The organism is Azospirillum oryzae (assembly GCF_900177515.1).
Lineage (GTDB): Bacteria > Pseudomonadota > Alphaproteobacteria > Azospirillales > Azospirillaceae > Azospirillum > Azospirillum oryzae_A.
The window spans coordinates 403,794-417,272 of record NZ_FXAK01000002.1 but is presented as its reverse complement, the minus strand read 5'-3'; the positions used below and the strand labels follow the sequence as shown (position 1 = coordinate 417,272).

Annotated in this window: 11 protein-coding genes; 8 read left to right on the top strand and 3 right to left on the bottom strand. The window is 67.1% G+C overall.

What is annotated here, in order from left to right; translation table 11 throughout:
- The first annotated feature begins 163 nt into the window (after window positions 1-163).
- Window positions 164-1,030, top strand: a complete 867-nt coding sequence (gene purU / locus B9N97_RS04970; RefSeq protein WP_085083946.1) for a formyltetrahydrofolate deformylase — start codon at window positions 164-166, stop codon at window positions 1,028-1,030.
- Between the two features lie 24 nt (window positions 1,031-1,054).
- On the opposite strand, the gene B9N97_RS04965 is transcribed toward purU, so the two are convergent.
- Window positions 1,055-1,858 (bottom strand): response regulator, encoded by an 804-nt coding sequence (locus B9N97_RS04965; RefSeq protein ID WP_085083944.1) that lies wholly within the window; start codon window positions 1,856-1,858, stop codon window positions 1,055-1,057.
- Window positions 1,859-2,813: 955 nt separating this feature from the next.
- Between B9N97_RS04965 and B9N97_RS04960 the strand changes: the two genes are divergently transcribed.
- Complete coding sequence (locus B9N97_RS04960) at window positions 2,814-3,317, top strand: hypothetical protein (protein ID WP_085083943.1); 504 nt, start codon at window positions 2,814-2,816, stop codon at window positions 3,315-3,317.
- Window positions 3,318-3,672: 355 nt separating this feature from the next.
- Window positions 3,673-5,307, top strand: a complete 1,635-nt coding sequence (locus tag B9N97_RS04955) for an AMP-binding protein (protein ID WP_085083941.1) — start codon at window positions 3,673-3,675, stop codon at window positions 5,305-5,307.
- 9 nt (window positions 5,308-5,316) lie between these two features.
- Here the strand turns inward: B9N97_RS04955 and B9N97_RS04950 are convergent, their stop codons facing one another.
- A complete protein-coding gene (locus B9N97_RS04950; protein ID WP_085083938.1) occupies window positions 5,317-6,180 on the bottom strand; it encodes a ChbG/HpnK family deacetylase in 864 nt (287 codons plus the stop codon).
- 72 nt (window positions 6,181-6,252) lie between these two features.
- Window positions 6,253-7,215 carry a DMT family transporter gene (locus tag B9N97_RS04945; protein WP_085083936.1) on the bottom strand — a complete coding sequence of 321 codons (963 nt, stop codon included), beginning with the start codon at window positions 7,213-7,215 and terminating at the stop codon, window positions 6,253-6,255.
- 401 nt (window positions 7,216-7,616) lie between these two features.
- On the opposite strand from B9N97_RS04945, the gene B9N97_RS04940 reads away from it, so the two are divergent.
- From B9N97_RS04940 to B9N97_RS04920, 5 genes are all read left to right on the top strand, one after another.
- Window positions 7,617-9,215 carry an ABC transporter substrate-binding protein gene (locus B9N97_RS04940; RefSeq protein WP_085083934.1) on the top strand — a complete coding sequence of 533 codons (1,599 nt, stop codon included), beginning with the start codon at window positions 7,617-7,619 and terminating at the stop codon, window positions 9,213-9,215.
- A 226-nt stretch (window positions 9,216-9,441) separates the two neighbouring features.
- Window positions 9,442-10,452 carry an ABC transporter permease subunit gene (locus B9N97_RS04935; protein WP_085083932.1) on the top strand — a complete coding sequence of 337 codons (1,011 nt, stop codon included), beginning with the start codon at window positions 9,442-9,444 and terminating at the stop codon, window positions 10,450-10,452.
- 9 nt (window positions 10,453-10,461) lie between these two features.
- Window positions 10,462-11,385, top strand: a complete 924-nt coding sequence (locus tag B9N97_RS04930; protein ID WP_085083930.1) for an ABC transporter permease subunit — start codon at window positions 10,462-10,464, stop codon at window positions 11,383-11,385.
- A gap of 4 nt (window positions 11,386-11,389) precedes the next feature.
- Window positions 11,390-12,379, top strand: coding sequence for an ABC transporter ATP-binding protein (locus tag B9N97_RS04925; RefSeq protein WP_085083928.1), 990 nt, complete (start codon window positions 11,390-11,392; stop codon window positions 12,377-12,379).
- Complete coding sequence (locus B9N97_RS04920) at window positions 12,379-13,404, top strand: peptide ABC transporter ATP-binding protein (protein WP_085083926.1); 1,026 nt, start codon at window positions 12,379-12,381, stop codon at window positions 13,402-13,404. The genes B9N97_RS04925 and B9N97_RS04920 overlap by 1 nt, the downstream gene beginning before the upstream one ends.
- Window positions 13,405-13,479 lie beyond the last annotated feature (75 nt).

Below are 13,479 nucleotides of genomic sequence, written 5' to 3'. Positions count from 1 at the left end.
GGAGTGGCGGACGATCCCGATTGACGGTGCAGTCCAAGCGACGGTGCAGCCCACGCGACGATACAGCCATGTGCGCATCTGCTCATGAAGCGGGTGCAACATCGCGGCGTTCGTGCTAGGGAAGCTTCCCCCTTTTCTTGCTGTACGCCATGGTGGACGCGCGATGTCTGAGACCGGCTCCGACTATATCCTCACCGTTTCCTGCCCCGACACCGTCGGCATCGTCTTCGCGGTGTCCGGCTTCCTGGCGGAGCGGAGCTGCAACATCATCGACAGCGCGCAGTTCGGCGACCGCATCTCCGGCCTGTTCTTCATGCGCGTCAGCTTCAACGGCAACCCCGCCGGGCCGACGAAGGAGCAGTTGGAGGCCGAATTCGCCGCCCAGGTGGCGGAACGCTTCGGCATGACCTGGCAGATCCACGACGCCCGCCGCCGGCCGCGCGTGCTGATCATGGTGTCGAAGTTCGGCCACTGCCTGAACGACCTGCTGTACCGCTACCGCACCGGCTACCTGCCGATCGAAATCCCGGCCATCGTCTCCAACCACCGCGACTTCTACCAGCTGGCGGCGTGGCACAACATCCCGTTCCACCATCTGCCGGTCGCCCCCGGCAACAAGGCGCAGCAGGAAGCCCGCCTGCTGGAGATCGTGGAGGAGGAGAAGGTCGACCTCGTCGTGCTCGCCCGCTACATGCAGGTGCTGTCGGGGGCGCTGTGCGAGCGGATGGCCGGCCGGGTCATCAACATCCACCACAGCTTCCTGCCCAGCTTCAAGGGCGCCAAGCCCTACCATCAGGCCCATGCCCGCGGCGTCAAGCTGATCGGGGCCACCGCGCACTACGTCACCTCCAACCTCGACGAAGGCCCGATCATCGAGCAGGAGGCGGAGCGCGTCGACCACACGATGACGCCCGACGACCTGGTGGCCATCGGGCGTGACATCGAGAACATCGTCCTTGCCCGCGCCGTCCGCTATCACGTGGAACACCGCGTGCTGCTGAACGGCAACAAGACGGTGGTCTTCCGCTAAAGCCGGATCAGGCGGCGCCGCCCCTCAGTGGGGCTGCGCCGTCTCGCGTGCGTCTTCCGGCTGGGGCATGAACACCGCGCGGGTGATCGCCTGTTCGATCTGGTCGCGGGTGAAGGGCTTCGGGATGACCGGCCCCAGATGCTCCAGCCCATGCTTGGCCAGATCGTCCGGGAAGGCGGTGACGAAGATCACCGGCAGGAACCGGCGGGCCCGCAGCTCGCGCGCCACCTCCAGGCCGTTGTCGCCGTCGGCCAGCCGGATGTCCATCAGGGCCAGCGTCGGCCGGTGTTCCGCCGCCAGCGACAGCGCTTCGTCCATCGTCGCCGCGTTGCCGCAGACGATGTGGCCCATGCCGCGCACCGTTTCCGCCAGATCGTAGGCGATGATGGCGTCATCCTCGACGATCAGGATGGTGGCGGTCAGCCGGGCGCGGACACGCTCGCGGGCGTGGTTCAGCCGCTCCATCGCCTCTTCCGGGGCGATCCCCAGGACGATGGCGGCATCGCCGACCGGCAAATCCTCCAGATTGACCAGCAGGTAGAGCCGGCGGTCGGTCTCCTCCAGCGTCATCAGGGCCGATTCGACCGGATGGTACGGCGCCACCGCCGGGGGCGCGCCTTCCTCGTCCTGCAACTCGTTCAGATGGCGATAGAGCGTGCCGCGCGACAGGTCGCCGCCCCGGCCGGTCTCCGCCTCGTCCGCCTCCAGATACCATTCCAGGGTGCGGGTCACCAAGGCGTCCCCCCGCCCGTTCGTCCCGGTCAGCGCGCGGGCATAGCGGCGCAGGTAGGGCAAATGCTGCATGAAGTGACCGGTGTACTGCTCCATCTCTCTCCCCGTGCCTTTCTGCGGCGCGTGTTCCTGGCAACCACCCGACATGCCGCTCCGGGTACCCGGATGCGGCCGGTGCAACCCGATCCTTCCGGGCTTGGTGCTCGGCGACGAATCCCGGCGACAAATTCCGAAGGTCGGTTCCCGCCGGAGATCGCGACGCCATCAACGCTGCCTCCACAGCAGACTGACGCATCGCGACCTGCAACGGTCAAATTCATATGGCGCAGTCCACGGCCTAACGGGAGTGAACCCGAAAGATTTATTCGAGATACCTGCAACGGATTACTCAGTATGCATAATATGAAGCACGGCCGGAACTGGCCCCATGGCAATGACCGGCGGTCTATGACCCCCGCCGCATAGGGGTTGGTGGAGGAGACGGCTTAACCGTTCCGAAAGACTTACCGGCCTACTCTGACATTGCCCTCCGGCATCTGCCGCGCATCTGCCGTGTGAGGGCGAGGCGAGTGTTCCCGATCCTCGAACGCGCCGGCCACCCCCAGGCCGGCGCGTTTTTTCTTTCCGCGCGCCGTCGCTTTCGGGTACCGCGGTCCGGCGATTGAAAAAACCAAGCATGACGCCCGGGAACCAACCGGCAGGAGCGGTGTTGGAACCGCCAATGGTGTGATTCCTCCCTGAACCGCCAGTCCTCATCGCCGCCGGGCGCCGCCGCGACATCATGCGGACGGGTGCCGGCGGCGAATTTTTATCTGGATGGATAACGGCCCTGTCGCCTTTTCCATTTCGTCAATTGGTGACTTTCACAACCCGACGCTTGCAAGCCGTTTAATCCAACGTTAAGGACATCGGCACACGGTTGGGGTTGGGCGTCCTGGGACGCACCGTCCGTGTGACGGGCCGGCCGGATCGTGCCGGCCGGGGTGTCGCGTGGGCTGCCGCATCGGGTCCGGGTTTGTGCATGGAAGACCAAGAGTTGGATCGGTCCCTGATGGATGGCATTCCGCCGGATGAGCTGGCCGACTTCGTCCGGTGGCGGGAGCGCGTGCGCGGCACGAACATCTCGGAAAAGACGCTGCTGGCGACCGACTATCTCAATCACTTCAACGAAATCGTGATGCTGATCGAGATGATCCCGGACATGCCGGACATGCTGGAGGAATGCCGCATCTGGCAGCCCAAGAGCTATGCCGAGCATTTCCGCGACAGCGGCTTTTCCGACAAGGAACTGGCGATCGAGGCGTACGGCCATGTGCCGTCGAAGTTCCTCCGCCCCTTCGAGGACACCATCGCCCAGGCCCATCAGGTGATCGCCCACACGCTGGAGCGGATCGGCACCGACATCGACAGCGGCGATCCCGACAAGCTGCGGATGGACTGCCAGGCCTCCGTCGCGATGATCCACCGCATCATCCAGGTTGCCAACGGGATCATCCACGGCACCGCCCATGTGATGGAGCAGGGCGAGATCGACATCTATCTGCAGAACGGCTGAAGGTTGGTACGCCGACCCGTACTTTCGGTCCGAATCATGCGTCTTACCAACGAAAAACAGGCATTTTCAGTCACTTGTCCCGGCACGAATGGCGATTGATGGTGCACCCACCATTCGTTCGTTGCATGGCTCACGCGCGCCCCCTGGCACTATAGTCGGAGCATAAAAGATAAGACGGAGGCGTGTTCATGCGTCCTCTGCGGGGGGAGATGGAGCATTGCCCATGAAGGGATGCGCATTCGCGCCGGCCGATGGCATGGCCGTGTCTGAACCGCGCGTGTGGCGGCCGGTTCCGCCCACCGATCACGCCGGCCCCATCCTCCCCGTCAGCCAATGGGGGGAGGCAGCACCGCGTATGACGCCATCCGGACATCTGGACAGCTTCACCCGTGACCGGCTGCCGGCGCCGGCGCAACGCCCCGACCTGATTCTCGAACGCCCCGAACTCCAGTACCCGAAGCGGCTGAACGCCGCCTCCGCCCTGATCGACGGCTGGCGCGAGCGCGGCTGGGACGGCCGTCCCTGCCTGATCGGCGGCGACGGCGAGGTGTGGAGCTATGGCCGGATGCGCGACACCGTCGACCGCATCGCCCGGGTCCTGACCGAGGATTACGGGCTGGTCCCCGGCAACCGCGTCCTGCTGCGCGGCCCCAACACGCCGATGCTGGCCGCCTGCTGGCTGGCGGTCATCAAGGCCGGCGGCGTCCTGGTGCCGACGATGCCGCTGCTGCGCGCGCCGGAACTGGCCGACGTGCTGAAACGCGCCGCCATCGACATGGCGCTGTGCGACACCCATTTCCTCGACGATCTGGAAGAGGCGGCGCTGCCGTCGCTGCGCATCGTCGGCTTCCGCGACGGCGAACTGGAACACCGCATCGCCACCAAGCCGGCCGGGTTCGAGGCCGCCGACACGGCGCAGGACGACGTCGCGCTGATCGCCTTCACCTCCGGCACCACCGGGACGCCGAAGGCGGCCGCCCATTTCCACCGCCATCTGCTGGCGATCTCCGACCTGTCGCCGCGCTCCGTGCTGGGCACCACGGCCGAGGACGTGTTCTGCGGCTCGCCGACGCTGGCCTTCGCCTATGGGCTGGGCGGGCTGCTGCTGTTCCCGCTGCGCATCGGCGCGTCGGTCATCCTGCTGGAGCGCGGCACCGCCGACCGGCTGCTGGAGGCCGCCACCCGCCATCGGGCGACGGTGATGTTCACCGTGCCCACGGTCTATCGCGGCATGATCGGCCGCATGGCCGCCGAACCCGGGCTGGCGAAGGGGCTGTCCTCGCTGCGCCTCTGTGTCTCCGCCGGGGAGCCGCTGCCGCAGCAGACCTTCGAGGGCTGGCGCGACGCCACCGGGCTGCAGATCCTCGACAGCCTGGGCACCACCGAGCTGCTGAACGCCGTGCTGCACGCCGTCCCCGGCGATGTCCGGCCGGGCTCCACCGGCAAGCCGGTGCCGGGCTACGAGGCGATGGTGGTCGACGACCAGTTCCGCCGGCTGCCCCCCGGTCAGGTCGGCCGGCTGGCGGTGCGCGGGGCGACCGGCTGTCTCTATCTCGACGATCCGCGCCAGGAAAGCTATGTCCAGCAGGGCTGGAACCTGACCGGCGATGCCTTCCACGTCGATGAGGACGGCTTCTTCTGGTATCACGCCCGCACCGACGACCTGATCGTCTCGGCCGGCTACAAGATCTCCGGCCTGGAGGTCGAGAACATCCTGCTGAGCCACGAGGCGGTGCAGGAATGCGCGGTGATCGCCGCCCCCGACCCGGTGCGCGGCACCATCCCCAAGGCCTTCGTCGTGCTGCGCGACGACGTCCGCCCCGACGAGCGCCTGGCGGAGGAGCTACAGAGCTTCGTCAAGGAGCACATCGCGCCCTACAAGTATCCGCGCGCGGTGGAATTCCTCGACGCGCTGCCGCGGACGGAGACCGGCAAGGTCCAGCGCTTCAAGCTGCGCCGCCGGGCCTGGCAGCCGGACGACAAGGAGTAGGACGGCCCTCTACCGGGGAAAGCCGGCGAAGCGGGTCAGACGGATGTTGCGCGCCCGCAGCAGGGCGGCGAACTCCGGCCCACGCAGATAGTCGTATTCGGTGCGCCGCGGCTCGACCAGGGTGTCGACGCGGCGCAGTTCCTCGTCGGGTAGGCCGGGGTGGACCATCACCAGGGTGCGGCCGCCGATGCCATCGAGGAAGCGGGGCATCAGTTCGGCGAAGGGCCGGCTGCCGGCGAAGTCGTAGACGCCGGCGAAGCGGTCGTTGGCCGGGATGCCGCGCGCCCGCACCATGCGCCTCAGCCCACCGCCCAGCCCGCCGATCAGCAGCGTCTTCGGCACCGCCACGCCCCGGCGCAGCACCGCCGCCACCGGCTCCCCGCACAGGCGGACATAGGCGCCGGGCAGGGTGGCCAGCGCCTCCACCACCGCCTCGCGCACGCCGGGCAGTTGGTGGATGTGCTGGTGGCCGTCGATGTAGTCGGGCGCCCCCCCCCAGGCGTCGGTGAAGGCGGCGATCTGGCGCGACAGTTCGTCACGGATCTCCGCCCTCGCTGTCGGTGCGTTCAGTTTCCCGCGATAGGCCCAACCCATCAGCCGGCCCAGCGGCGGCAGCCGCCCATCCGGCGCCAGCGTCGGCATGGAGCCCAGCGGCGGCTGGTCGGTCAGGGTGAAATGCAGCCCGACATCGGCCTTGAACTTCAACTCGCGCAGTGCCGCGGCATCCTCACGCCAATGCGGACAGAGGCTCATGACGGAGGTCGCGGTCAGCCGCCCCTGGGCGATCAGGTCGCGGATGGCGGCGTTGACGCCGGGCGCCAGACCATAGTCGTCGGCGCAGAGCAGGAGCGGGGTGGGCGCGGTATCGGGCATGACCGGACGGAGGCAGGATGCGGGGTTCCGGCCAAGATGGGCGGGCGGCGGGTGCCGATCAAGCAACTCCGTTCAGGCGGCTTCGGTCACCGGCTCCGCCGCCGGCTTGCGCGCCTGCAGGGTCGCCAGCATCACGCCGGGCAGGACCAGCGCCACCCCCATCAGGTGAAAGCCCTGCAGCGGCTCGGACAGCAGGACCCAGGACGCCAGCGCCGCCCACAGCGGCGAGACGTACAGCGCGGTGGAGGCGCGCGCGGCCCCCATCATCGCGATGGTCTTCTGATAGGCCAGCAGCGCCAGGACCGAGGCGAACAGCGCCACCGCGACGATCGACAGGATGGTGGAGACGGAGAAGGGCACCGGCCGCACCGCCACCGTCTCCCACGCGTAGAAGGGCGCCAGCACCAGCACCCCGGCGAAGGCGTTGGCGGCGAAGGCGGTGACCACCGGCAGGGGTGTGCCCGATTGCCGCAGCAGGATGGTGTAGACCGACCAGGACACCGCCCCGGTCAGCACCAGCAGGTCGCCGCTGTTGAAGGACAGGTGGCGCAAGGCCTCCAGCTCGCCGCGGGTCAGGATCACCAGAACGCCCGCCATCGCCAGCAGGATGCCCAGCACCTGCCGCGGCCGGATCGCGTCGCCCAGCCAGACGGCGGCGAGCGCCAGGATCATCGCCGGACTGGTGGCGTAGATCAGGCTGGCGTTGGTGGCGCTGGTCCGCTCCAGCCCGTAATAGACGATGGCGCCCGAAATCCCTTGGCCCAGCACGCCCAGCAGAAGGTAGCGCCGCCATTGCCGCTTCAACTGGTTGCGGTGGGTCAGCAGCCCCGGCAGGGCGAAGGGCAGCACGATCAGGAAGGCGATCAGCCAGCGCCAGAAGGCCAGCCCGATCGGCGGCACCACATGCGCGACCGCCCGCCCGACCACCGGGTTGGAGGCCAGCAGGGCGGAGCCGACGATGTAGAGGCCATAGGCGGCCAGCGGGCCGGCCAGCGGACCGGTTCGCAGGAAAGACGGCAGGAGCGGAAGCGACATCGCCGGACCGGTATCCGAAAAGGGGTTCCATGACAGGTGCAACCGAGCCTAGCATGACGGGCGAAAGCACCCTTCACGGCGGCTGTGCATGGCAGCCGTCCGACTCCCATCGGCTGCGCGCATTGCCGGAATGGCCCACCCGGATAACCTGAGTCGCAAGGGAAGGAATCTACCGATTCGGTCAACCGGATGGTTGGCTTTGCAACTGTTTCGTTTTCGGCGGCGAAAATGTGTCCATACGGACGTATTGGTGCCCAAAAATATGCTCTGCGCCACGGTATAGCCACGTATGCATGTTGGCGTTGACAGGCGGCTTTGCCACGCGCCAAATGGCGGCGCTATTTCCAAAGGCGTTCTGGCAAATTTCCGTACGCTCCAACCGGAATCGGGAGGCAAGACGAATGAAGCGCATCCTGCTGGGTGCCGGGCTTGGTATGGCCGCGGCGCTGGCGCTGTCGGCGCCGGCCCAGGCGGCGAAGACCCTTGTTTATTGCTCCGAGGGTAGCCCCGAAAACTTCAACCCCATGTTGAACACGACCGGCACCAGTTTCGACGTTGCTCTCCCGGTCTACAACAATCTCGTCCAGTTCGAGCATGGCGGCACCAAGGTCATTCCCGGCCTTGCCGAGTCCTGGACCATCTCCGACGATGGTCTGGTCTACACCTTCAAGCTGCGTGCCGGTGCCAAATGGCACAGCGTCGGCGATTTCAAGCCGACCCGCGACGCCAACGCCGACGACGTGATCTTCTCGTTCGAGCGCCAGTGGAAGGCGGACAACCCCTTCCACAAGGTGTCGGGCGGCGCCTACGACTACTTCAACGACATGGCGATGCCCAAGCTGTTGAAGTCGATCGAGAAGGTTGACGACCTGACGGTCCGCTTCACGCTGAACGCGGTCGAGGCGCCGTTCCTGGCCAACCTCGCCATGCCGTTCGCGCCGATCATGTCGGCCGAATATGCCGCGATGCTGCTGAAGAAGGGCACGCCGGAGAAGCTGGACCAGGTTCCGGTCGGAACCGGTCCCTTCCAGTTCGTCGCCTACCAGAAGGACGCCGTCGTCCGTTACAAGGCGTTCGACCAGTATTGGGGCGGCAAGCAGCCGCTCGACAACCTCGTCTTCGCGATCACGCCCGACGCGGCGGTCCGGCTGGCCAAGCTGAAGGCCGGCGAATGCCAGGTGATGCCGTACCCGAACCCGGCCGACATCGACGGCATGAAGAAGGACAGCTCGATCGTCGTGCAGGAGCAGGAAGGCCTGAACGTCGGCTACCTGTCCTTCAACGTGACGAAGAAGCCGTTCGACGACGTCCGCGTCCGCCGCGCCGTCAGCATGGCGATGGACAAGAAGGCCATCGTCTCCGCGGTCTATCAGGCCGCCGGCGTCCCGGCCAAGAACCCGATCCCGCCGACCATGTGGTCGTACAACAACGCGATCGAGGATTACCCGTACGACGTCGAGCGGGCGAAGAAGCTGCTGGCCGATGCCGGCTACCCCAACGGCTTCGAGACCGACCTGTGGGCGATGCCGGTGCAGCGCCCCTACAACCCGAACGCCAAGCGCGTCGCCGAGATGATGCAGGCCGATCTGGCCAAGGTCGGCATCAAGGCGAAGATCGTGCAGTACGAGTGGGGCGAATACCGCAAGCGGATGCAGCAGGGCGAGCACCAGATGGGCATGCTCGGCTGGACCGGCGACAACGGCGACCCCGACAACTTCCTCTACACCCTGCTGGGTTGCGAGGCGGCGCGTCCGGGCGGCAACAACCTGTCGAAGTGGTGCAACAAGGAGTTCGACGACCTCGTCGTCCAGGCCAAGCGCACCAACGACATCGCCGCCCGCACCAAGCTGTACGAGCAGGCGCAGGTCATCTTCAAGGAAGAGGCCCCCTGGTACACCATCGCCCATTCGGTGGTCTACATGGGCCTCGCCAAGAACGTCGTCGGCTACAAGATGGATCCGTTCGGCATCCATCGCTTCGAAGGCGTCGACCTGAAGTGATGCGGGGCGCTTCCTCGCAAGAGGGGGCGCGTTCGCAGCCGGTTGCCGGGGCGGGGGTGTGATGAACACTCTCCCGCCCCGGTCTGAGTTGAGAGACAGTGCCCGTCGCCTGCGAAAGCGGGCGGCGGGATCGAGGTGGGGCAGGTGCCCCTGAGGGAACGGGGCGTCGTCGGTTCGGCGCTCCGTTCCGGTTTTCACCGAATTTTTAAAAAACGAGTACCCGTCGATGCTTCGCTTCATCCTGACGCGGGTGAGCTTGGTGATTCCGACCTTTCTCGGCATCACCTTTCTGACCTTCATCCTGATCCGGCTGGTTCCCGGCGACCCCATCGAGGTGCGCACGGGCGAGAGAGGCATCGCGCCTGAAAGGCTGGCCGAACTGCGGCACGAGATGGGCCTTGACCGGCCGCTCTGGCACCAGTTCCTCGATTATGTCGGCAACGTGCTGCATGGGGATTTCGGCCTGTCGCTGATCACCCACAATTCGGTGCTGCGTGAATTCCTGACGCTGTTCCCGGCGACGCTTGAACTGGCGCTGTGCGCCATGCTGTTCGCGACGCTGGTCGGGCTGCCCGCCGGCATCCTGGCGGCGGTCAAGCGCGGATCGCTGTTCGACCACGGCGTGATGGGCCTCAGCCTGACCGGCTATTCGATGCCGATCTTCTGGTGGGGCCTGCTGCTGATCCTGTTCTTCTCGGTCGGGCTGGGCTGGACCCCGGTGTCGGGCCGCCTGGATCTGGTCTATTACGTGGAGCCGGCGACCGGCTTCATGCTGATCGACACGTTGATGGTCGGCGATTACGAGGCGTTCCGCTCCGCGCTGGGCCATCTGGTGCTGCCGACCATCGTGCTGGGCACCGTGCCGCTGGCGGTGGTGGCGCGCATGACGCGCTCGGCCATGCTGGAGGTGCTGGGCGAGGATTACATCCGCACCGCCCGCGCCAAGGGTCTGGCCGACGGCCGGGTCATCGGCATGCATGCGCTGCGCAACGCGCTGATCCCGGTGGTGACCGTTATCGGCCTGCAGGTCGGCACGCTGCTGGGCGGCGCCATCCTGACCGAGACCATCTTCTCCTGGCCGGGCGTCGGCAAATGGCTGATCGAATCGATCAACCGCCGCGACTATCCGGCCCTGCAGGGCGGTGTCCTGCTGATCGCCACCTCGGTGATCCTGGTCAACCTGCTGGTGGACGTGCTTTACGGCGTCCTCAACCCCCGCATCCGTCACGCGCGGTGAGGCCAATCCATGTCCGCTGAATTTTCGACCAACGCAGAGCCGGCAACCCCCGAACCGATCGCCGTTTCGCGCCCACCGCATCCGCTGACCGAGTTCTGGTATCACTTCCGCCAGAACAAGGGCGCGCTGGGCGGTCTGGTGGTCATCGCGCTGATCGCGCTGATCGCCATCTTCGCCGGCGTCATCGCCCCGCACGATCCCGACATCCAGTACCGCGATGCAATCCTGACCCCGCCGGTCTGGCAGGATGGCGGCAGCTGGAGCTACATCCTGGGTACCGACGACATCGGCCGCGACATGCTGTCCCGCCTGATGTACGGGGCGCGGCTGTCGATGATGATCGGCATGATCGTCGTCACCCTGTCGCTGGCCGTCGGGCTGGGGCTGGGGCTGCTCGCCGGCTTCTTCGGCGGGATGACCGACGTGCTGATCATGCGCGCCATGGACATCCTGTTGGCGCTGCCGTCGCTGCTGCTGGCCGTCGTGGTGGCCGCCATCCTCGGGCCGGGGCTGGTGAACGCCATGCTGGCGGTGTCGGTGGTGGTGATCCCGCATTATGCCCGCCTGACCCGCGCCGCCGTGCTGGCGGAGGTGAACAAGGATTACGTCGTCGCCTCGCGCGTCGCCGGGGCCGGGCCGCTGCGCCTGATGCTGATCGTGGTTCTGCCGAACTGTCTGGCGCCGCTGATCGTGCAGGCGACGCTGGGTTTCTCCACCGCCATCCTGGACGCCGCCGCCCTGGGCTTCCTCGGCCTCGGTGCGCAGCCGCCGACGCCGGAATGGGGCACCATGCTGGCCTCCTCGCTGCAGTTCCTCCAGCGCGCGCCCTGGGTCGTGACCTGGCCCGGCATCGCCATCCTGGTGACCGTGCTGGCCTTCAATCTGTTGGGCGACGGTCTTCGCGACGCGCTCGACCCCAAGCTGAAACGTTGACCTCATGCCTCTTCTCGACATCAAGAACCTGTCGGTCGAGTTCACCACCCGCGCCGGCACCTTCCGCGCGGTGGATGGCATCGACCTGACCGTGGACGAAGGCGAGGTCGTCGGCATCGTCGGCGAATCCGGCTCCGGCAAGTCCGTGACCTCGCTGGCCGTGATGGGGCTTCTCGGCTCCAACGGCCGGGTGGTCGCCGACCGGATGATGTTCGCCGGCAACGACCTGCTGACCATGCCCGCCGCCCAGCGCCGGAAGATCACCGGCAAGGACGTCGCCATGGTCTTCCAGGAGCCGATGACCAGCCTGAACCCCTGCTTCACCGTCGGCTTCCAGATCATGGAAACCCTGCGGGTGCACGAGGGGCTGTCCGGCAAGGCGCTGCGCAACCGCGCCATCGCTCTGTTGGAGCAGGTCGGCATCCCGGCGCCGGAAACGCGCTTGTCCGCCTTCCCGCACCAGCTGTCGGGCGGCATGAGCCAGCGCGTGATGATCGCCATCGCCATCGCCTGCAACCCGCGCCTGCTGGTGGCGGACGAGCCGACGACCGCGCTGGACGTCACCATCCAGAAGCAGATCCTCGACCTGCTGGTCCATCTGCAGCGCGAGCGCGGCATGGCGCTGATCCTGATCACCCACGACATGGGCGTGGTGGCGGAGACGGCCCAGCGCGTCGTCGTCATGTATGCGGGCCAGGTGGCGGAAACGAGACCGGTCCATTCCCTGTTCGAGCGGCCGCGCCACCCCTACACCGGCGCTCTGCTCGACGCGCTGCCGGAGCGGGCGCTGGGCAAGCGCCGGCTGCCGACGATTCCCGGCATGGTGCCGGGCATCGCCGACCGACCGGCCGGCTGCCTGTTCAGCCCGCGCTGCCGCTTCGCCGACGCCCGCTGCCGTGCGGAGCGCCCGGCCCTGTTCGATGTGGACGACGGGCGCGCCCGCTGTTTCTACCCGCTGCCGGACGGCCATCCCGCCGCCGGGGAGGCGCTGTGATGACCACCGAGACCCAGCCTCAGACCGAACCCCACATCTTCGAGGCCACCGCCGGTTCGTCGGTCGTCCTGGAGGCCCGCGATCTGCGCAAGCACTATGCGGTCAAGCGCGGCGCCTTCAAGCCGATGGCGACGGTGAAGGCGCTGGACGGCGTGTCCTTCCGCCTGCAGGCCGGCAGGACGCTGGCGGTGGTCGGCGAGTCGGGCTGCGGCAAGTCGACGCTGGCCCGCTCCGTCACCATGATCGAGCCGCCGACCTCGGGCGAGCTGCTCTATGACGGCCGCGAGGTCGTCGGCCGCAGCGCGGCGGAGATGAAGGAACTGCGCCGCACGGTGCAGATGGTGTTCCAGAACCCCTACGGCTCGCTGAACCCGCGCAAGACGGTGGGATCCATCCTGACCGAACCGCTGGTCATCAATACCGACATGGACAAGCACGAACGGCGCGACCGCGCGGTGGCCATGATGGGGAAGGTGGGCCTGCGTCCCGATCAGGTCGACCGCTATCCGCACATGTTCTCCGGCGGCCAGCGCCAGCGCATCGCCATCGCCCGCGCGCTGATGCTGAACCCGCGGGTGGTGGTGGCGGACGAGCCGGTATCGGCGCTCGACGTGTCGATCCAGGCGCAGGTGCTGAACCTGATGATGGATCTGCAGGAGGAGCTGAACCTCGCCTACCTGTTCATCTCCCACGATCTCAGCGTGGTGCGGCACATCGCCGATTCGCTGATGGTGATGTATCTTGGCAAGCCGGTGGAGCATGGCGCCAAGGACGTGGTCTTCACCCGGCCGCGCCATCCCTACACCCGCATCCTGCTGGCGGCGACGCCGCGGGTGAATCCGGAACTGCGGGTCGACCGGGTGGTGCCGAAGGGGGAACTGCCGTCGCCGCTGAACCCGCCGCCGGGCTGCGCCTTCCACAAGCGCTGCCCCTTCGCCACCGACCGCTGCGCCACGGAGGTCCCGCCGTTGCGTCCGGTCGATGAAAGGCTGGTGGCCTGCCACTACGCCGAAGAGATGAACTGACCTGCCCGGCGGTTGTTTGGAGAGCAGATGTGCGGAAGGCGGCTGTTGAGTGCGGCGGCCGTCTTCTTTACGGTG